This is a genomic window from Clostridium sp. 16K-1-R1 (assembly GCF_023921145.1).
GTDB classification, from domain to species: Bacteria; Bacillota; Clostridia; order Clostridiales; family Clostridiaceae; genus Sarcina; species Sarcina perfringens.
On record NZ_CP046515.1, the window covers coordinates 2,807,894 to 2,829,351 of the forward strand.

15 protein-coding genes and 1 riboswitch are annotated in these 21,458 nt (G+C 29.1%); of the genes, 1 reads left to right on the plus strand and 14 read right to left on the minus strand.

Features of this window, described 5'->3' with window-relative positions; all coding sequences use genetic code 11:
* Positions 1-507: 507 nt before the first annotated feature.
* From GOM42_RS12555 to GOM42_RS12600, 10 genes are all read right to left on the minus strand, one after another.
* Positions 508-1,227, minus strand: coding sequence for a pseudouridine synthase (locus GOM42_RS12555; RefSeq protein ID WP_003462288.1), 720 nt, complete (start codon positions 1,225-1,227; stop codon positions 508-510).
* Between the two features lie 373 nt (positions 1,228-1,600).
* A complete protein-coding gene (locus GOM42_RS12560) occupies positions 1,601-3,661 on the minus strand; it encodes a triple tyrosine motif-containing protein (RefSeq protein ID WP_252597665.1) in 2,061 nt (686 codons plus the stop codon).
* 393 nt (positions 3,662-4,054) lie between these two features.
* The gene (locus GOM42_RS12565) at positions 4,055-4,504 is read right to left on the minus strand and encodes a YaiI/YqxD family protein (protein WP_003454468.1); all 450 of its coding nucleotides are present in this window, start codon (positions 4,502-4,504) and stop codon (positions 4,055-4,057) included.
* A 197-nt stretch (positions 4,505-4,701) separates the two neighbouring features.
* Positions 4,702-6,054, minus strand: coding sequence for a glucose-6-phosphate isomerase (locus GOM42_RS12570; protein ID WP_003459531.1), 1,353 nt, complete (start codon positions 6,052-6,054; stop codon positions 4,702-4,704).
* A gap of 29 nt (positions 6,055-6,083) precedes the next feature.
* Positions 6,084-6,293, minus strand: coding sequence for a hypothetical protein (locus tag GOM42_RS12575; RefSeq protein ID WP_003454512.1), 210 nt, complete (start codon positions 6,291-6,293; stop codon positions 6,084-6,086).
* A gap of 201 nt (positions 6,294-6,494) precedes the next feature.
* Positions 6,495-7,463 (minus strand): dipeptide ABC transporter ATP-binding protein, encoded by a 969-nt coding sequence (locus tag GOM42_RS12580; RefSeq protein WP_003454313.1) that lies wholly within the window; start codon positions 7,461-7,463, stop codon positions 6,495-6,497.
* On the minus strand, positions 7,464-8,441 hold the full coding sequence (locus GOM42_RS12585) for an ABC transporter ATP-binding protein (RefSeq protein WP_003454477.1): 978 nt from the start codon (positions 8,439-8,441) through the stop codon (positions 7,464-7,466). It lies immediately after the preceding gene.
* A 13-nt stretch (positions 8,442-8,454) separates the two neighbouring features.
* Entirely contained in the window at positions 8,455-9,369 is a 915-nt protein-coding gene (gene opp4C / locus GOM42_RS12590; protein ID WP_003454342.1) for an oligopeptide ABC transporter permease, read from the minus strand.
* Positions 9,370-9,383: 14 nt separating this feature from the next.
* Positions 9,384-10,349 (minus strand): ABC transporter permease, encoded by a 966-nt coding sequence (locus GOM42_RS12595; protein WP_003454494.1) that lies wholly within the window; start codon positions 10,347-10,349, stop codon positions 9,384-9,386.
* 74 nt (positions 10,350-10,423) lie between these two features.
* Positions 10,424-12,166 (minus strand): ABC transporter substrate-binding protein, encoded by a 1,743-nt coding sequence (locus GOM42_RS12600; RefSeq protein WP_049039196.1) that lies wholly within the window; start codon positions 12,164-12,166, stop codon positions 10,424-10,426.
* Positions 12,167-12,795: 629 nt separating this feature from the next.
* Here GOM42_RS12600 and GOM42_RS12605 point away from each other — a divergent pair.
* Positions 12,796-14,088: an MFS transporter gene (locus tag GOM42_RS12605; RefSeq protein ID WP_110035047.1), complete on the plus strand. Its 1,293-nt coding sequence runs from the start codon at positions 12,796-12,798 to the stop codon at positions 14,086-14,088.
* Between the two features lie 356 nt (positions 14,089-14,444).
* Here GOM42_RS12605 and guaA read toward each other — a convergent pair whose 3' ends face one another.
* The 4 genes from guaA to GOM42_RS12625 all read right to left on the minus strand — a co-directional run bounded on the left by guaA (position 14,445) and on the right by GOM42_RS12625 (position 21,449).
* Positions 14,445-15,974, minus strand: a complete 1,530-nt coding sequence (gene guaA / locus GOM42_RS12610; protein WP_003460104.1) for a glutamine-hydrolyzing GMP synthase — start codon at positions 15,972-15,974, stop codon at positions 14,445-14,447.
* A gap of 105 nt (positions 15,975-16,079) precedes the next feature.
* The gene (gene guaB / locus GOM42_RS12615) at positions 16,080-17,534 is read right to left on the minus strand and encodes an IMP dehydrogenase (RefSeq protein ID WP_003454518.1); all 1,455 of its coding nucleotides are present in this window, start codon (positions 17,532-17,534) and stop codon (positions 16,080-16,082) included.
* 187 nt (positions 17,535-17,721) lie between these two features.
* Positions 17,722-17,819: riboswitch (purine riboswitch) on the minus strand.
* Positions 17,820-18,243: 424 nt separating this feature from the next.
* On the minus strand, positions 18,244-20,865 hold the full coding sequence (locus GOM42_RS12620) for a hypothetical protein (RefSeq protein WP_110035048.1): 2,622 nt from the start codon (positions 20,863-20,865) through the stop codon (positions 18,244-18,246).
* A gap of 23 nt (positions 20,866-20,888) precedes the next feature.
* Positions 20,889-21,449: a prepilin-type N-terminal cleavage/methylation domain-containing protein gene (locus tag GOM42_RS12625; RefSeq protein WP_011591096.1), complete on the minus strand. Its 561-nt coding sequence runs from the start codon at positions 21,447-21,449 to the stop codon at positions 20,889-20,891.
* Positions 21,450-21,458: the final 9 nt, after the last annotated feature.

Genomic DNA, 21,458 nt, shown 5'->3' on the forward strand with positions numbered 1-21,458 from the left:
TAACTTTATATTTATATTCATCAACTATAAAAAAAATAACTCAGTTCATATTTATTTTAGAAAAATATTACATAATATTAAGAATAAACTTAATTTACTTATTGAAAGTATATTTCTAATTCTTTTGGGAACAGTTTTTAGAGCAAGCCTTTTAAATAAATACTTATATATGCTATATCAATATAACAATATTTATTTAAATCATAGTATAAAAAAAGAATTGATACTTTAAAGTATCAACTCTTCATATAAACTGAATATATTATTTCAACAACTAATGTTAAACGCATTTTTTCTTGCATTATTTTGCAAATAAAAAACGCAACCCTTGGGGCTAGGTTGCGTCTCAGCAATAAGCAATAAATAAAAAGGGGGCTATTTATTCCTTTTATTTATCCTCGCACAACTATTATATTAGATGTTTACTTAAATTGCAAGTAATCTAATATTTTTTTTGCAAGTTTTCCTACATGAATTTTCCCTTTACAATCATTACTATTTAAATTTTTAAAAATTTTTGTAAAGTACCGCTAATTCACTTTCTGAAAGCTCTTTATATTCGCCTTCTTCTAAACTTTCATCAAGTGGAAGATTTCCAAAAGAAGTTCTTTTTAAATAAACAACCTTTTTCCCTCTAGCTTCAAACATTCTTTTTACTTGATGATATTTCCCCTCTTGAACTGTAACTTCTACTCTAGATGAATCCTCTAAATTTTCTATAACCTTAAGCTTTGCACTCATACATTTATATCCATCATCTAAAGTTACACCATTTTCGAAAGCTTTAATATCTTTTTCTGTTATAGGAGCATTTATTTCTGCATAATAAACCTTATCAACATGATATTTAGGTGAAATTAATTTATGATTTAAATCTCCATCATTAGTTAATAATAATAATCCCACTGTATCTTTATCAAGTCTTCCTACTGGAAATGGTTCAAAAACTTGATCTTCCATATATAATAAGTCGATAACAGTTTCATCTCTCTTATCATAAGTTGCTGAAATTACTCCAGCTGGCTTATTCATCATTAAATATATGTACTTTTTATACTCTACTTTTTCCCCATTTATAACTATTGTATCTTTCTCAGGATCTATTTGAAGTCCACTATCTTTAACCTTCTCATCATTAACTGTTACAAATCCTTTTTTAACAACTTGCTTTATTTCTTTTCTCGTTCCGTATCCTAAGTTTGATAAAACCTTATCCAATCTTTCCACTAAATAGTCACTCCTTCGTAAAAAATCACATTTATATCTGTGGTTAGTATAAAGCAAAGTTTAACTAATTACAACTTATTATCCTTCTTAAATAATTAAATCTTTAAAAACTAGAAAATCACATTATTAATCATAAAATCCTATCAAATTTATTAAAACAATTAAATATTTAAAAAATCTATTCCAATTTCTTTTTTTAAATTTTCTCTTTTTTCCTTTTAAAAGTTTTATTAAAACTATAAAAATAAATAGGACTCTATTTTAAGTAAATATTAAATTCAAATAATTTAAAACTAATATTAGTCTTAAAAGCTTATCTTAAAATTAATATTATGTAAAACAAAGTCCTAAACATATATTAAACTTTAATATTTTATTCTACCTTAAATTCAAAAGTATCATAGTCCTCATAAGCACATTTTTTATAATAACTTTTAGTTAATACTAAAACTTTATACTTTCCTGGTACATATGGTCTAAAAGAATAATAACTCTTTCTACTATATTTTTGAACTAAAGACCAATTTCCGTTAACCATTATATAATATTCATAGCAAACTCTACTTCCACCTTCACATTTTGTAGAAAAGTTTATCTCTTCATTAATTTTAAAGACTTTATCAGAAGTACTTATTTTAGTGTCTGTAATAGGTAGAGCTTCACTAACATAAAATCTTACTTCTCTTCTTGAATCAAATCCCTCTTTACATTTAATATTTCTAGCAAATATATCAATTGTGTATTTTCCTGGACATTTTGGTGTAACTTTAAACCTCTTATTTTTTACATAATCAGTTTCTTCTACTACTTGTCCATTTACTTTAGTAACATACTTAACCTTTACTTGTCTAGTATTTTGAACTATTACCTCAATATCAATATCATCTCCAACTAAAAAATATTCCTTTGCTGGAACTAATATATGATCAATTTTCCCTTCTGCATACTCCCTAACCTTAAAATTTAAAACAGTATGCACATCATATTCCTTTGTTGAATATTTGTCTTTTACTCTTACATCAAGCTGATAATTTCCTTTTTCACTTGGAATAAACTCTACCCAATTATTAATTCCAAAATCAATACTCTCTATAGTCTTACCATCCTTAATTATTAAGAAGGAATACTTTAAGTCAGTACCACCCTCTGCACTAACCCTAAGTTTTATTACTTCATTTATTAAAGGTGTCTTATCTCTATCAAATATTAATTCTGTTATTTTTATTGGCTTTTTCACCTTTTTTTCTATTTTATAATCTAATTTAGATTCTATTTCATAATCTCCAATAAAGGATTCATCCTTAGCCCAAAGAGTTATTCTATAATTTCCTTCTTTTTTAGCATTCCATTTTAAAGTACTATTTCTTGTATAACCCGTATCCTCAGATATTTCTCCATCTATTTTAAATCTATAGAGGATATCACTTCCTCCATCAATAACAGCTTTTATCTCTATTACCTCTCCTTTTTCTTGAGGTGAGCTTAAATCTGTAGTAAAACTTCTTAATTGTAATGGTTCATATGGTTTTATATCATATACCATAACGGCTCTATCATCAAATTCCTTATTAGAATACATATCTCTTATTAAACATAAAAGCTTATATCTTCCCTCTTTAAATTCTTTAAAAGTTACTATACGGCTTGATGAAAAATCTTGAATGCAAGTTCTACTTCCATCAGGTGAAATTTTTACAAACTTATATAGTGCTGTTCTTTCATCTTCAAAATTTGCTTCCACTTCAAAGGTAAGCTCTGAGTTTACTATTAATTTTTCACTTAAATTAATAAAATTAATTATTTCAGGCTTTACAAATTCTTTTGATGTAAATATAACTGTGGCATAATCATCTGTTGTATTAGTTGAACTTGTTTTTTTGCATTCAATTAAAAACTCAAATTGACCACTTTCATTAATAGTATAATTTAATTTATTTTCTAATGTATAATCCTTTATAAGTTGCCATCCGTTCTTTCCACTTATAAAATATCTATACATAATATTTTCATTGTTACTATCAACCTTTAACTCTGCCTTCTCTCCAACATTAAATACATCTTTATTTAGATAGATTCCTTTTATTAATTTTTCTTCTTTAATTTCATCTTTATTTATTTCATCTTTATTCATTTCATCCTGAAGGCCATGAACTGTTCTTTTCACATTAACCCCCTCAGTAACTTTGTAATCAAAAGGCTTATTTGAATCCTCTTTTCTTCCTTGAACCATAATCATATACTCTCCATCTTCTTTAGGAGTCCATATAAATTCATCTTCTTTTTCAAATTCTCTTAAAGTTTCCCAAATTCCATCCTTTCCTATTAAGATTTTATATCTTAAATTGTCATTAGTGTTATTTATTATTTTTATGTTAACCGGACTATTATGTTCTATTATATCTCTCGTATCTAACTCTAAAAGTAATTCTCCCATAATCACTCCCCCTAAAACCCGAAACATTATAGATAAATAAATTATATTATACTTCTGTTTTTATGTAAATATTTTCTATTTTTCTTACCATAAAACACTCTATTTCTACATTTTTTCTACTTTTATAAAATGTATAAAAAGTTTAAAACTGTCTATAATATAGGTAGTGTTACTTAACACTGTAAATCTCCTAATTTTATTATATCCATATAATCAAACCATTAAAGAAATCTCAGCCACTCTGAGATTTCTTTTTAATATCATTTAAATATTATCTACATTATTTATTAAGTTTATCTTCTAATTCTACAAAGTTTATTTTTTAATTTTCCAAACTTATTTTTTAATTTTCCAAACTTATTTTTTAATTTTTCAAACCTTATTTTATTATATCTAATTTAAAATAGCCTTTACCTTTTCTATCAAAACTTCTAAATTATAATAAAGTCTATCATCATCTTCCTTATTTCTTTTATGATTTCCTTTTGATTTCCCACCAGCTCTTCTATTTTTTTGACTTAAATGTCTTTCAAAAAGTAATCTATCAATATTATCATTGTCATAAATATATCCTCTAGGGCTAATGGCTAAAGCTCCTTTTCCTAAAGCCATAGCTGCAACTCCATAATCTTGAGTTATTACAATATCATTTTCCTCAGTATTATTAGCCACATACATATCTACGCTTTGAAATCCACCATCAACCATTCTCACCTCAGAGTAATCTGAATTTATCATATGATTTATTGTGCAATAAATTAATATTTTAACTGAATGCTTTTTACCAACCTCTTCAATTATATCTCTTCCTGCACATCCATCACCATCAATAATTATTTTCACCTTTATAATCCTCCCATAATATATTCTCTATTATCTTTTTTTGAATATTAAATAATTATCCATTAATAAAATTATACACATTCTTATTAATTTACTAATACTCTTAAAATAATAAATAATTTATATATTAATAAAATTATACTCTTAAAACAAAAAAGAAGCTCTAAAAAGAGCTCCTTTTTATAATTAAATTTATATTATTTTAATCTTTCTTCTAACTCAGCTTTTAAATCTTCAAAGCCTGGTTTTCCAAGTAAAGCAAACATGTTTTTCTTGTAAGCTTCAACACCTGGTTGGTCAAATGGATTTATTCCTAAAACATATCCACTGATTCCACAAGCTTTTTCGAAGAAGTAAACTAATCTTCCGAAGTAGTATGGAGTTAATTCTGGAACATTAACAACTACGTTTGGAACTTCTCCATCATTGTGAGCAAGTAAAGTTCCTCTGAATGCTTGTTTGTTAACATAGTCCATAGTTTTTCCAGCTAAGAAGTTTAATCCATCTATGTTTTCATCGTTAGCTTCGATTACTATTTCTTCTCTTGGAGATCCTACATTAATAACTGTTTCGAAGATATCTCTTCTACCTTCTTGGATGTATTGTCCCATTGAGTGTAAATCAGTTGAGAAATCAACAGCAGCTGGGAATAATCCTTTGTTGTCTTTTCCTTCTGATTCTCCATATAATTGTTTCCACCATTCATTGAAGTAATGAACTGATGGCTCATAGTTAACTAATATTTCTATAGCTTTACCTTTATTGTATAAAGCATTTCTAGCAGCTGCATATTTGTAACATTCGTTATCAGCTAATGAAGGATTGGCATATTCTTCTCTAGCATCAGCAGCTCCTTCCATCATTTCATCTATGTTTATTCCAGCTGCAGCTATTGGTAATAATCCAACTGCTGTTAATACTGAGAATCTTCCTCCAACATTATCTGGAATTACGAAAGTTTCATATCCTTCAGCATCAGCTAAAGTTTTTAAAGCACCTTTCTTAGCGTCTGTTGTAGCATATATTCTCTTCTTAGCTTCTTCTTTTCCGTATTTCTTTTCCATGTAATCTTTTAAGATTCTGAAAGCTATAGCAGGTTCTGTAGTAGTACCTGATTTTGATATAACATTTAAGCTTACATCTAATCCATCAATAGCTTTTAATAAATCAGCCATGTAGCTTGAGCTTATGTTATTTCCTGCGTAGAATATAGCTGGAGTTTTTCTCTTATCTTTAGACATAGAGTTATAGAAGTTATTAGTTAACATTTCTATAGCAGCTCTTGCTCCTAAGTAAGAACCACCTATTCCTATAACAACTAATACATCTGAATCACTTTGTATTTTCTTAGCAGCTTCTTTTATTCTAGCAAACTCATCTTTATCATAATTAACTGGTAGGTCAACCCATCCTAAAAAGTCATTTCCTGCACCTGTTCCATTATGTAACTTATTGTGTGCTTGGTTTATAGTTTCTTGCATGTAAGCAACTTCGTGAGATTTTAAATATGGAGCTGCTTTTGATAAATCAACAACTAATCCTTTTTTCATTATTACTACCTCCATTAGCGTTTATAAATTTATTTTAACCACGCCATTAATATATATAATATAATCGCAAAAATAATTAAGCCTCCAAAAACCATTGGAAGTATTATTGCGTATTGCGCTAACATTATAGCAACCAAATCCTTAAAAGTTGGCTTTTCTTTATTTTTAACTTCTTCCATTAATTTCTCATATTCTTCTTTTTCTTTTCTTCTAGTTATTTCATCTTTAAACCAAAACAAACTTAATTCCCCCTGTTTACCACACGTTAATATTTTATCATTTATTATTTATGGATTACAATACAATATAGAACTTTTTATATATTTAATGAAATTTTATTATATATAGTTATAGTGTAGGAGAATTTAATCCCCTACACTACATAAAATTTAATTTTTTAATTCAATTTTTACATTTTAATAAATAAAACCCAATTTTAATTAAACTAAGTGACATGCAACAAAGTGATCTTTTCCAACACACTTATATTCTGGCGCTTCCTTCTTACATTTATCCATAGCATATGGACATCTAGTATGGAACTTACATCCACTTGGTGGATTAGCTGGTGAAGGAATATCACCCTTTAATATTATTCTCTCCCTCTTAATTGTAGGGTCTGGTATTGGAACTGCTGATAATAATGCCTTTGTATATGGATGCAATGGATTATCATAAAGTTCATTTTTAGGAGCTAATTCAACTAAGCTACCTAAGTACATTACACCTATTTTATGACAAATATGCTTTACTATACTTAAATCATGAGATATGAAAAGATATGAAAATCCCATTTCTTCTTGTAAATCCATCATTAAGTTTACAATCTGTGATTGTATAGAAACATCTAGTGCTGAAACAGGTTCATCTGCAACTATAAAACTTGGATTTAAAATTAAGGCTCTTGCTATACCTATTCTTTGTCTTTGTCCACCTGAGAATTCATGTGGATATCTTTTCATATGATATCTAGCAAGTCCACATCTTTCTATAGTTTTAGCTACTCTTTCAGGCAATTCATCTTTACTACATAACTTATGACTTAAAAGAGCCTCTCCTACTAAAGAATCTACTGATAATCTAGGATTTAATGATGAATATGGATCTTGGAATATCATTTGCATTTTTGGTCTTAAATCTCTAAGTTCTTTCTTTTTAAGAGCAAAAATATCTTTTCCTTCAAAATATACATTTCCATCTGTTTTTTCAAATAATCTTAAAATTGCTCTTCCTGTTGTTGATTTTCCACAACCTGATTCTCCAACTAATCCTAAAGTCTCACCCTTATCTATAGTAAAACTTACTCCATCAACAGCTTTTACATTTCCAACTGTCTTAGAAAAAACTCCTGCTTTAATCGGAAAGTATTTTTTCAAATTTTCAACTTTTAAAACTGTATTATCTGCCATCTACTTTCCCTCCTTATATAACCAGCATGAAACTTTATGTCTATTTCCTACATCAACAAGAGTAGGTTGAACATCCTTACATTTTTCCATACATCTATCACATCTCTCATTGAAGTAACAATTATCTGGCATACCTACCGGATTAGGAACTTGTCCTGGTATTGAATAAAGTCTAGTTTCATTTCCATTAACTGATGGCTTAGATTTAAGTAAACCTTGTGTATATGGATGAAGAGGATTTTTAAAAAGCTCTAAAACTGGAGCTTCCTCAATAACCTTACCAGCATACATTACAACAACATAGTCAGCCATTTCAGCAACTACTCCTAAGTCATGTGTTATTAATAATATTGATGTATTTAATTTCTCTTTAATATCTCTCATAAGATCTAGAATTTGTGCTTGAATTGTAACATCAAGGGCAGTTGTAGGCTCGTCAGCTATTAAAAGCTTAGGATTACAACAAACTGCCATAGCAATCATAATTCTTTGTCTCATTCCTCCTGATAATTCGTGAGGATAAGATTTCATTATTTCTTCTGCTCTAGCTATACCAATTATTTTTAAAACTTCTATAGCTTTCTTTTCAGCTTCTTCTTTTGATAAATGCTGATGAAGAATTATTGCTTCACAAATTTGATCTCCTATTTTAAATACTGGGTTTAATGATGTCATAGGTTCTTGGAAGATAACTGATATATCATTTCCTCTCATATCCATAAGTTCTTGTTCTGTGAACTTTAAAACATCTTTTCCCTCAAAAAGAATTTCTCCTCCAACTATTTTTCCAGGAGGACTTGGTATTAATCTCATAAGAGACATGGCAGTAACAGATTTTCCGCATCCAGATTCTCCAACTACACAAACTGTCTCCCCTTCTTTTATTTTAAAACTAACGTTATTTACTGCTTTAACAATTCCCTCACCTGTATGAAAGTGAGTTTCAAGATTTTTAAATTCTACTAATGTTTTTCCCATTACACTCGCCCCCTTAGACCTTTAGCTTAGGATCTAGAGCATCTCTTAATCCATCTCCAAAAATATTTATAGATATAACAGTTAAGAATATACATACTCCTGGAGGTATCCATAACCACCATCTATTTGTTAATGTATAGTAATCTTGAGCTGTTTGTATCATATTCCCCCAAGTTGGTGTAGGAGGTGTAACTCCAAGACCTAAGAAACTTAAAGATGATTCTGTTAATATAGCTCCACCAATTCCCAATGTAGCTGAAACTATAATAACTGCTAATGTATTAGGTAATAAGTGTAAAAACATTTTTCTAGCATCTGATAGACCTAAAGCTTCTGCCGCTTGCATAAATTCTTGTTCTCTTAAAGATAAGACCATACCTCTAACCATACGACAGGTACCAGTCCAACTCAGTGCCCCTATAATAAACATAACTACAAAAATTCTATACTCTGGTGGTATTTTTAAATCTGACATTATAGCAGATACCATTATTAATAATGATAAGAATGGAAAACACATAAATACGTCAACAATTCTCATAATTAAACTATCTATAAATCCTCCATAATATCCTGCTAATATCCCCAAAGTTGTTCCTATAATTATAGAAATTCCTACCGCAACTATACCTATTGAAAGTGAATATCTTCCCCCGTACATAAGTCTAGCTAAAACATCTCTTCCAGATTCATCAGTTCCTAGCCAATGCTGTGCTGATGGTGGTTGATTAGTTCTTACTAAATCTATGGTTAAATGATCATGTGGATATAACATTGGTCCTAATATTGAAATTAAAACTAATACCAACAATATAAATAAGCCACCTAAAGCTAACTTATTTTTTTTCAATCTTTTAAAAGCTACAGTCCAAGGGCTTTCTATTTTCTCTTTTTTCACTTTAACTTCTTTATTTAATTCTGTTTGCATATAAAAAGCACCTCCTACTTAAGCCTTATTCTTGGATCTACTAATGCATATATAATATCAGCAAGTAAGTTTCCTATTAAAACTAATATAGCCAAAGTAAGGTTTATACCCATAAGTAGATAGTAATCTCTGTTATTAACTGCACTTAACTGTACTGGACCTATTCCTGGCCAGTTAAATATTTTTTCTGTTAATGTAGCACCTGAGAATAATCCTGGAATTGACATTCCTAATAGTGTTACAACTGGTATAAGTGCATTTCTTAAAGCATGTTTATATATAACTACCTTCTCTTTTAATCCTTTTGCCCTAGCAGTTCTTATATAATCTTGTCTAACTACCTCAAGCATACTTGATCTTGTGTATCTCATCCATCCACCTACACTTCCAAGAGTTAAAACTATAAGTGGTAAAATCATATGTTTTAATACATCTAGAACATATTGCATTCCTGTATATGCACTTCCTGGAGTAGTCATACCCGATATTGGAAATAAATTAAGTTGAACTCCTAAATATTTAATTAATATAAGTCCAAAGAAAAATGATGGCATTGATATTCCCATAAGGGCAAATACCGTAAAAAATTTATCAAAAAATGAATATTGCTTTGTTGCTGAAACTATACCTATTGGCACCGCAATTATAAGCCCCAAAATTAGTGATGCCGCTCCTAAAATAAAGGAATTTGGTATAAAGTCTTTCATTACTTCTGAAACTGGTCTTTTATAGTAAAAAGATTCTCCTAAAGACCCTTCTGTTACAACGCCTTTTAACCAATACATGTACTGTGTTGTTTTTGGCTCATCTAAATGATATTTTTCTCTTATTGCTTGTTTTGTTTCTACACTCATATTTGGATCCATATTTGCTGTAATAGCATCTCCTGGAGCCATAGCAAATATGAAGAAAAGTACTAATGATACACCAACAATAGTCGGTATTATTAATAGTATTCTTCTAGTGATATACTGTAGCATATTGCTGTTCCCCCCATTTTTCAAAATTAGCCTGGATTTTTTGTCCAGGCTAATTTCTTAATTTATTTTAAATTTTATTTATTGTTATCTAATTCAAGTTTATAAACATCGTGAGTCCAATCTATATAAGTTGAAGGGTTATATCCTTTAACTCTTGAATTTGATGCAAACATTTCTTGTGCATTTCCAAGAAGAATATAAGGTACATCTTCAGAGAATTTTAATTGCCATTCAGCATAAGCTTTCTTTCTTTCCTCTTGATTTGTTGTTCCTTTACCTTCTTTTAATAACTTATCTGCTTCTTCATTTCTCCATCCAATATTATTAAATCCGCCTGGTACATCTTGAGAAATTGCAAATATTCCTGATGGATCTGGATCTATTGAAAGGTTCCAAGCACCATTGAATATATCATATTCTCTGTTATTAACTTTATCCATCATTGTTCCAAATTCCATAAGTTCTGGAGTAACTTTAACACCTATTTGTTCCCAAGATTGTTGAACTATTGGGATTAAAGCATCAACATATTTAGAACCAGTATAAGTTAACCATTGAAGTTCTAATTCAACTCCATCCTTATCTCTAACTCCATTTCCATTTGTATCTTTCCAACCAGCTTCATCAAGTAATTCTTTAGCTTTTTCTGGATTGTATTCATACTTAGGAACATCTGGGTTATATGCCCATGAAGTAGGAAGAATATGTGAATTATAAACTTGACCATATCCTTGGTAGTAAGATTGCATGAATCCATCTCTATTTAATCCATAAAGTAACGCTTGTCTTACTTTAGGGTCTTTAACCTTATCACTTCCATAGTTAAGCCCTATATATCCATAACCATTTTGCATATATAAATCTAAATTTAAGAATCCAGCTTGTTTTAATGGATCTATATTTTCTGGTTTAGCACCAACTCTATCTATATCAACTGTTCCAGCCATTAATTCTTGTAATAATGTCTGTGCATTTGTAACTTTCATTACTATATAAGGAATCTTCGGCTCCCCTTTCCAGTAATCAGCATTTTTTTCAAACTTAACTTCTTGTCCTGGTTTAAAGTGAACAAATTTATAAGCACCTGAACCTACTGGCTCTAATAATTTATCCTTAACAGCTTGGAAGTTTCCTTTTTCAAATTTATAAACACTTTCAGGCATAATTCCATATTCAAAATTCCATATACCAGCTGCATCAGTATTCTTGTTAGTGAATGATATTGTATAATCATCAATAACCTTTATACCTTCAACACTACTAGCATCGCCCTTATTGTACTCTTCATATCCAACTAAATTATTTACAGCATCCATTCTTGGTCCATCATATCCTGGATCACAAATAGAAGTAAATGTAAATGCTACATCCTTTGCTGTTAATTCTTGACCATTAGTAAATTTAATACCCTTATTTAATTTAAATGTATAAGTTTTTCCATCTTCAGAAACTTCATAACTTTCTGCTACATTTGGAATTGGTTCTCCCTTTTCATTATTAGTAATCAATCCATCAAATACTAACTTGTTAACCCATGAATCATAAAGAGTAGAAGAATATATTGGAACAAATTCACCCTTTGGATCTGTAGTTCCTACTATTAAAGTATCAGTTCTATTTTTTGCAGCATCTGGAAGTGCACTAGGATTTGATGCCTCTATTCTCTCTGGCTTTGATAAATCCTTAGTAGTTCCTCCTGATTCTGAACCATTACCATTTCCTTGAGCTGTATTGTTAGCTCCTCCTCCACATGCTACAAATAACATTGAAGCTGCTAACCCTGCCGTTAATAATGCAACTAATTTTCTTTTTTTCATTTAATCTGCCCCCTTTTAATATATTTATTGCTGTTATGTAACAAAATTTAAATGCCCCATATAAAAAATATTGTTACAATAACATACATTTAATGTGATTTTTAAAATAAAATTTTATTAGGTATTTTTCTTCATTTTCATGTGAACACTTATATAGTTTGTAATTTATTTTTAAGCACATACTTAAATTAATAAATTATTAAAATAAACATTAATATATAATTACTTTATCAAAAACTCAAGTGTATATCATAGAAAAACACACGTCTTTTAAAATTATATTATTTGTATTTTAAATTATTTCCAATATTTTTGCAATATTGTAAAATTATTTTTTCATTATAAATATTTTCTCAAAAAGATTATTAATTACAATTAATGAATCTTAGGTCTAAATAATAAGTTATTTTAAATATATGCCTAATATGTATTAAATTATTAATTTTAAAGATAATAATATATATAATATGAAATTCTAGTAATTTGTTACTATAAAATTATTTTTATTTTCGTGATAAAAGTTACAGTTTATTCTTTTATTTGATGATATACTTTCAAAGTATTTATTAGATAATTATAAATTTCAGAGTTAAAAAATTAACAATCAAAGAAAAAACGGAGTGAATGAGATGAAAAACTTAAATCTTAAAGGTAATCCAAATCGTGGATTAATAGGAGCTACATTAGGTTTCTTCATAGGTTTTGCAGCAGTTTCTCTTTATGGACCAACTTCTGCAGTATTTAAAGAAGCTTTCGTAAACCTTAATCCAGTGTTATTAGCATTACTTATTGCAGCCCCTAACTTATCAGGTTCTTTACTTAGAATACCTTTTTCAGCATGGGTTGACACAACTGGTGGGAGAAAGCCACTTATAGTTTTACTACTTTTATCAATAATAGGTATGGGTGGTTTATACGTAGTATTAGCTTTCTTTAGCGATAACTTAAATCAATATTATTATTTATTATTTGCACTTGGACTATTATCTGGATGTGGTATAGCAACATTCTCTGTTGGTGTCAGCCAAGCATCATATTGGTTCCCAAAAAGCAAACAAGGTGTAGCTTTAGGAATATATGGTGGTGTTGGTAACTTAGCACCTGGAATATTTGCATTATTAATTCCAAACTTAGCACTTCCTCTATTAGGATTACCTGGTTCTTACTTAGCTTGGTTAATATTCTTAATAGTTGGTACTGTAATTTACATAAAAATAGGTCAAAACGCTTGGTACTTCCAACTTGTTGACAAAGGAATAAATAAAGATGAAGCTAAGGAAATAGCATCAAAAGAGTACGGTCAAGAGTTATTCCCTAAAGGAAAAGCAAGTGAAACACTTTTAATATCAGCTAAATCATGGAAAACTTGGGCTTTAGTATTTATATATTTCACAACTTTCGGTGGATTCTTAGCATTAACAGGTTGGTTCCCTAACTACTGGATGACTTATTTCGGATTAAACATGAAAGTTGCAGGTCTTTTAACAGCTTTATATTCTATATTAACTTCATTAACTAGAATATATGGTGGAAAAGTTGCTGATAAAAATGGTGGTGAAATAACTACTATAGTTTCTCTAGTAATAGCACTTATAGGTGCAATTTGTATGACTTTTGCTTCAACTATGACTTTAGCAATAATAGGTATAATCTTACTTGCTATTGGTATGGGAGTTGCAAACGCAGCAGTATTTAAAATAGTTCCTAATGCAGTTCCAGAGGCAATGGGTGGAGCTTCAGGATGGATTGGTGGATTAGGTGCTTTAGGTGGATTCTTAATACCTCCTGTAATGGCATCATTCCTAAACAGATCAGGATTTGCTGGATATTCACAAGGATTTTCAGTATTTATAGTTTTAATAATTGTAGCAATTGGAGTAATAGCTTTATTCCAAGCTTTACAAAAGAAATCAGCGAAATAAAATATTTATATAAAACAAAAGTAGCTATGAAATTTCATAGCTACTTTTTTATTTTAAATTATAAGTAATTTATAAATATAAAATTATCCACCAAAATTAAAACTCTAAATTATCCACAAAATATTATTAAAGCCCCTTTATAATCTAATAAAAAGGCATATATTTTTATTGATTTAACAAGATAAATAGACAATCATACTAAAATGACTGCCTATTTATCCGTAATAAAAATTTATATATCTTTTGATTAGTTTGGATACTTAAATTTTATCTGATTTAGACCTAATAATTTATAATCAGATAAATTATATTAAAATTCAGATAGGATTAATACCTATCTGAATTAATTATTTATATTATTCCCACTCGATAGTTGCTGGTGGTTTTGAAGTTACATCGTAAACAATTCTGTTAACTCCCTTAACTTCATTTACAATTCTTCTTGATACTTTATCTATAACTTCATATGGTATATGAGCCCAGTTTGAAGTCATTCCGTCTGATGATGTAACTGCTCTTAATCCTACAGTGTGGCAGTAAGTTCTTTCGTCTCCCATAACACCAACTGATTGAATATTAGGTAATACTGCGAAGTATTGCCATATTTCACTTTCAAGACCTGCTAAAGCTATTTCTTCTCTAAATATAGCATCAGCTTCTCTAACAACTTCTAATTTATCTTCAGTTACTTCTCCTAGAACTCTTATAGCTAATCCTGGTCCTGGGAATGGCTGTCTCCATACTAAGTGATGAGGAATTCCTAATTCTTCTCCTACAGCTCTTACTTCATCTTTGAATAATTCTCTTAATGGCTCTATTAATGAGAATTCCATATCTTCTGGAAGTCCTCCAACATTGTGGTGACTCTTAATTACTGCTGAAGTATCTGTTCCACTTTCAACAACGTCTGGATATATTGTTCCTTGAACTAAGAATTTAATATCTCCTAATTTTCCAGCTTCTTCTTCAAATACTCTTATGAATTCTTCTCCGATTATCTTTCTCTTAGTTTCTGGATCTGAAACTCCTTTTAATTTACCTAAGAATCTATCTTGAGCGTTAACTCTGATAAGGTTCATATCAAAACCTTCTTTGAAGATTTTTTCTACTTGATCTCCCTCATCTTTTCTTAATAGACCGTGGTCAACAAAGATACAAGTTAATTGCTTACCTACAGCCTTGTGAACCATAACTGCTGCAACTGATGAATCAACTCCACCTGATAATGCACATATTAATTTTTTATCTCCAACTATTTTCTTGATTTCAGCTATTTTTTCTTCTGCGAAAGAAGCCATTGACCAAGAATTTTCTAATCCACATATATTGTAAAGGAAATTTCTCATCATGTTTTGACCAAATGGAGTGTGCTCAACTTCTGGATGGAATTGAACTCCATAAAGTCTTCTTTCTTCGTTTTCCATAGCCGCTACTGGACAAACATCTGTATGAGCTATGATTTTGAATCCTTCTGGTGCTTCTGCTATGTAATCAGTGTGACTCATCCAACAAGTTTCATCTGCTTCTATTCCAGCAAATAATTTTGATGAATTATCTAAAGTTACATTAGTTTTTCCATATTCTCTTACTGGAGCAGTATCAACTTTTCCACCTAAAAGATGTGCCATTAATTGATCTCCATAACATATTCCTAATACAGGAACATTTAAGTTGAATATTTCTTTATCTAATGTAGGAGTATTTTCTCCATAAACTGAGTTTGGTCCACCAGTGAATATTATACCTTTTGGATTCTTTTCTTTTATTTTTTCTATGCTGTATGTGTAAGGTATTATTTCACAATAAACTCCACATTCTCTAACTCTTCTAGCTATTAATTGATTATATTGCCCACCAAAGTCGACAACTAAAACTAAATCTCTCATTTGCTTTCCTCCACAATTTCATTTTCCGTTTATGTATAAAATATATTCAACAAAATGTTAAGACTTAATATATATTTTAACATTTTGCTGAAGCTTTTAATCTAATTATTGGTTAACACTGTAGTTTGGTGCTTCCTTAGTTATGTTGATATCATGAGGGTGACTTTCTCTAAATCCTGCTGAAGTTTGAACAACAAAATTAGCATTTTCATATAAATTTTCTAAAGTTGGTGCTCCTAAGTAACCCATTCCTGATTTTATTCCACCTATTAATTGATATATAGTATCTGCTAAATGTCCTTTGTAAGCAATTCTTCCTTCTACACCTTCTGGAACGAATTTCTTAGTACCATTTTGGAAATATCTATCACTTGATCCTTTTGCCATTGCTCCAAGTGAACCCATTCCTCTGTAAACTTTATAGCTTCTACCTTGATATATTTCTATAGCTCCTGGTGCTTCTTCACATCCTGCAAAGATTGATCCCATCATAGCTGCACAAGCTCCAGCTGCTAAAGCCTTAACTATATCTCCTGAATATTTTAATCCACCGTCAGCTATTACTGGTATTCCTAATTTTTTACCTTCTTCAGCACAATCCATAACTGCTGTTAATTGAGGAACCCCAACACCTGCAACTATTCTTGTAGTACATATTGATCCAGGTCCTATACCTACCTTAACACAATCTGCACCTGCTTCTGCTAAATCTCTTACAGCCTCTGGTGTAGCTATGTTACCAGCTATTACTTGAAGTTCAGGATATTTAGCTTTTATTCTCTTAACTCCTTCAATAACTCCTTTTGAATGACCATGAGCTGTATCTAAAACAATAACGTCAACCTTTGCTTTAACTACTGCATCTACTCTTTCCATCATATCATTAGTTACACCGATTGAAGCTCCACATAAAAGTCTTCCTTTTTCATCTTTAGCTGCATTTGGGAAAGCTTTAGCTTTTTCTATATCTTTTATAGTTATAAGTCCTTTTAGATTATTTTCATCATCAACTAAAGGAAGCTTTTCTATTTTATGTTGCTTTAATATTTCTAATGCTTCAGTTAATGTAGTTCCTTCCTTCGCAGTAACTAATGGACTTTTTGTCATAACTTCTGAAACTTTTTTATCGTAGTTTGTTTCAAATACTATGTCTCTGTTTGTTATGATTCCAACTAGTTTTCCTTCTCTTGTTACAGGAACTCCTGAAATTCTGTATTGAGCCATTAGATCTAAAGCTTCTCTTACTGTGTGATCTTCTGATAAGAATATTGGATCTGTTATTACTCCATTTTCTTGTCTTTTTACTCTATCAACTTCTCTTGCTTGATCTTCTATTGTCATATTTTTATGGATTATTCCTATTCCACCTTCTCTAGCCATAGCTATTGCCATTTTAGATTCAGTAACTGTATCCATACTTGCACTCATTAATGGAATGTTTAATTGAATTTTTTTAGTTAATTGAGTTTTTAAAGAAACCTCATTAGGTAGGACCTCTGATTTGTTTGGTACTAGTAATACATCATCAAATGTATATGCTGTTTTTAATATTCTTGCCATACTATCGCCTCCACACACTATCTTTAAGTTATTTACGTACAATTAAATGTTTTTCCGTATTTCTACCTTTTAAAGTTCTACTTATTTTTTGAAAGCAAACTTGCAAATATACACAAAAGATGAAATTTTATTTTCAAAAAAAGCATAATAACTCCTAAGTGAAGTTAATATGCTTATAGTACACCTATAGTATATCAAATTCACTCATAGACGGAAATTTAAGGTTTCCGGTAGAAACGCCTTGCCTTATTCAAAGCTTATACGAGTTTGTTTATATTCCGTTTTGTTTAATTTTTATTTATTATAATCTATGAAAGAAAGCTTGTCAACAAAATGCATAAAATAAATTCCAAAAGTTCATAACTGATTTTTTAACATCATATTATATATTATTTGCAAGAAACAATTCATTTATTTTCATGTAATATAGTATATACTTATTAGTGGTACTTTTAATATTAATACATACATTTTTTATTTTATTATATATATCTTACATATTATTTGTAATAATAAAGCTTTTCAATAAAATATTCCCTTTATTTTCCTAATTATAAATAAATATTCACTTTTTATTAAATAATACTAAAGCATTTCTATATTAATCTTATTTTTAAGTCTTAATTAAATATATTATGCTCTAAAATTTATTAATAAATACAAAAATAAGACCACAAATTAATTCATGTGGTCTTATTTTTCTTTTAGATTAAAATACATCTGGCATTTCTGTTGGCTGAAGAATTGCATAATGCTTATCCATATCACTTGCACCTTCAATAGAACCCACTACTTTTAATTGCTCCACATTTGGTATGTCTGGTGTAATATTTATAACAATTAAATAATCAGTACCTTCTTCTAATTTAAATTTATCTTTATCTTTTATGGATATATTATTATTGTTTAAACTAAATTCTGCAGTTTCAGATTTTCCAAAGTCAACATTTCCATTTATTATCTTATATTTACTTACAGTTATATCTCTATTTCCTGTTCTTAAGTAATTTGAATTTAAAGAAACATTAATAATAGTTCCTAATGAATTTATTTTTACACTTAATGCAACTTTACTTGGAATTCCATTTACTACATTACTTATACTATTAACATTTCCAATATTACTAGGTTTAACTGCTGAATCTAAAATTCCCATCTTAATTATTTTAGAACTACTTATAGCATTTATATTTATTGTAGGAAAATATTGAGTTATAGTTGCCATATCCTTTCCCGAATACTTATAGGTAATTCTATTATCACTTCCATTAAAAATAAATTCTCCAATTCTACCAATTTGTATTTTAACTGGAATTTCTATAATTTCAGCTTTATACATCATATCACTTTTATCTAAAGTATAAACCAAATCATTACTAAATTTAATTGTAAAATTAGTACCATTTGGTGTCTCATCACCAGACTTTTCTATGATATAATAGCTATTTGAATTCTCATTTAAATTACTATTGCTTTTTGAAACGAACTTAATTCCTGGAGGTAACATTCCATTTATTTTTATATCAGTTAGTCTTATAGTATCTGGTAACTTGTCACTAGAAATATTACTTATATCTTTAGTCGCAATAGACTTAGGTTTTAATGTATATTTTAAATCATATTTTTTCCCTTGGATTAATTTTTCTCCATTTTCTATACTTATATTAGTAATAAATCTATTCTCTACATTAAAATAACCATATTTACCTTCCTTTAACACCTCTTGATTTGAATCATTATTCTTATCTATAGATACTATTCTATAATCGATGTAGTAACTACCTTCTTCTGATGGAAATGGTATTCCATCCTTTCCACCAGTAAATATTCCATCGGCATTTTCACCTGGTTCTTTACTTTTTGAAGGATAGAAAGTAAATGCAGATCCATCCTCCCCCATATAATCAGGTTCTCCATATTTATATCCATAATCTCTATATTCACTATATTTATACCCTACTTTGAAGGCACCTCCCCCTCCCCAGTTAAAATATTCTAATGATATAGGATAATATTCATCTTCACTTAAATATATTGGATTTGCATCACGATTTGAAAAATACTGTACCCCATGAGGATAAAATCCATTCTTTGAAAATTCATATGCTTTTCCATCGGCTGTAATAGTTCCCTTAGCACCATCATCAGATAGTATACCCAATATATACCACCCAGTTTTTTTAGGTTTTATGTATCCCCAATATTTGGCTGCCTCTTTATACTCTCCACCAATATACATATTATTATAAAAAGTCATATTAGGTACCCATTTGTATTGTGTTATCCCATCACTATCAATATAACTAGTTAAATGTCCATATTGACTTTTACTACTAGCAACAGTTGTAGGTAAATATTTTATATTACTTGATGGATTTTTAAATACTAAATTAGGGTCAGACCATTGGCTATTACCACTTAATGTAGGCAAATGGTTAACATCGTAAGATCTAAATGTTAAATTATTAGGATTATCATAATCTATATCTGCATTTATACTATTTGTAGTTAATAGTATACTTTTCCATTTAGTATTGTCATCTTGTCCTTTTTTTATAAATCTGTATTTTAAATAATAATCACTATTTTTATTCTTTGCTATTCCTAAAACTTTAAAATTAACTAAACCTCTTCCTATTAAGGTATTATCTTGAGTTAAATCTTCATAATTAAGTCCATTTTTTTCATCATCTAATGTATTATATGGCTTCCCTAAGTTTCCTCTTGAATCACTTACAGATATATTAACACTTAACTTTTTATTAACACTTAATCTTACATTGGGTAAATCTCCAACACTTTCCCAACCTACTTTTATATTCCCCCCTATTACGTACTCCTTAACAGCCTTATTACTTAAATTATTACCAACGTATTTTATAGTTATCTCAAATGAATTAGCTTTAAAATACCCACTCCAATACCAACCCCAACTCCACTTCCAACTTCCTACAGATTGATACTGAATACTAGGCAGATTCATTGAATTTAAATCAATATTTTGAATTATTCCATTTTGATTAAATTTTATATCTTTTACCTGTATTCCATCTGGAATATTTAAGTCTAATGTTGCATAATTGAGTTCTTCTCTACTATTAGGTTGTTTTCTATTACTATATCCAAAATAACTAGGATCTAAATCTTGTGGCTGAACTACATAAGTTACACTAACCTCTTCTCCATTATTAATCATATAATTTGTAGTATCAGTGTTTATTGACATGTATGGTATTTCATATGCTAAAACCTTTAAGCTTACTAAACTTATTATCCCTATTATTAATATAAAAACAAAAATATTTCTTCTATTATCAACTAACTTAATCAACTATTTCACCTCCAACCCATCTTTTATTTTTTATTTCTAAAAGTTAATATATTACTAACCTCATATGGAGTAGCATTCTTAGTATCAAATTCTATTTTTACCTCTATTGAGTTAGCTGTATTGAAATTTTTTCCACTAGGTAAGGCATTAAATTCTATATCTTTTACAAATTGTCCTATCTGAAACTCTTCTTTATTATCTTTTTTATAATATAAAACTTCATTTTCTAACCTAAAAGTAGTTTTTATATTATTATCTAATTCATCATTATCAAATGTTATTGATATATTATCTCCTTTTCCTAGACCAACGGTTGTACTATTTCTAGTTAGATCAATACTATCTTTACTATTATCAATTTTAATACTTGAAATTTTTGAAGCTTCCATAGATGATTCAGTAAAATAATTCATTATAGACTTTGCTTCCCTTTGAAAATCTATTTGATTGCTTGTCTTATCTAAAGTTACATAATTTGAAATAAAGAATGGGCTGACTATCATTAATATGATTGCTATTAATGATAGTGCTACAACTAATTCTATAAGAGAAAGACCTCTTTTTCTTAATTTTAAATTTTTCATTTAATCACC

Excerpts from the sequence above, each read along its gene's own strand:
- GOM42_RS12560 (WP_252597665.1), bottom strand. The coding sequence starts at position 3,661 with ATGGGAGAATTACTTTTAGAGTTAGATACGAGAGATATAATAGAACAT.
- GOM42_RS12570 (WP_003459531.1), bottom strand. The coding sequence starts at position 6,054 with ATGAAAAAAGGATTAGTTGTTGATTTATCAAAAGCAGCTCCATATTTA.
- GOM42_RS12580 (WP_003454313.1), bottom strand. The coding sequence starts at position 7,463 with ATGGCAGATAATACAGTTTTAAAAGTTGAAAATTTGAAAAAATACTTT.
- GOM42_RS12585 (WP_003454477.1), bottom strand. The coding sequence starts at position 8,441 with ATGGGAAAAACATTAGTAGAATTTAAAAATCTTGAAACTCACTTTCAT.
- opp4C (WP_003454342.1), bottom strand. The coding sequence starts at position 9,369 with ATGCAAACAGAATTAAATAAAGAAGTTAAAGTGAAAAAAGAGAAAATA.
- GOM42_RS12595 (WP_003454494.1), bottom strand. The coding sequence starts at position 10,349 with ATGCTACAGTATATCACTAGAAGAATACTATTAATAATACCGACTATT.
- GOM42_RS12600 (WP_049039196.1), bottom strand. The coding sequence starts at position 12,166 with ATGAAAAAAAGAAAATTAGTTGCATTATTAACGGCAGGGTTAGCAGCT.
- GOM42_RS12605 (WP_110035047.1), top strand. The coding sequence starts at position 12,796 with ATGAAAAACTTAAATCTTAAAGGTAATCCAAATCGTGGATTAATAGGA.
- guaA (WP_003460104.1), bottom strand. The coding sequence starts at position 15,974 with ATGAGAGATTTAGTTTTAGTTGTCGACTTTGGTGGGCAATATAATCAA.
- guaB (WP_003454518.1), bottom strand. The coding sequence starts at position 17,534 with ATGGCAAGAATATTAAAAACAGCATATACATTTGATGATGTATTACTA.
- GOM42_RS12625 (WP_011591096.1), bottom strand. The coding sequence starts at position 21,449 with ATGAAAAATTTAAAATTAAGAAAAAGAGGTCTTTCTCTTATAGAATTA.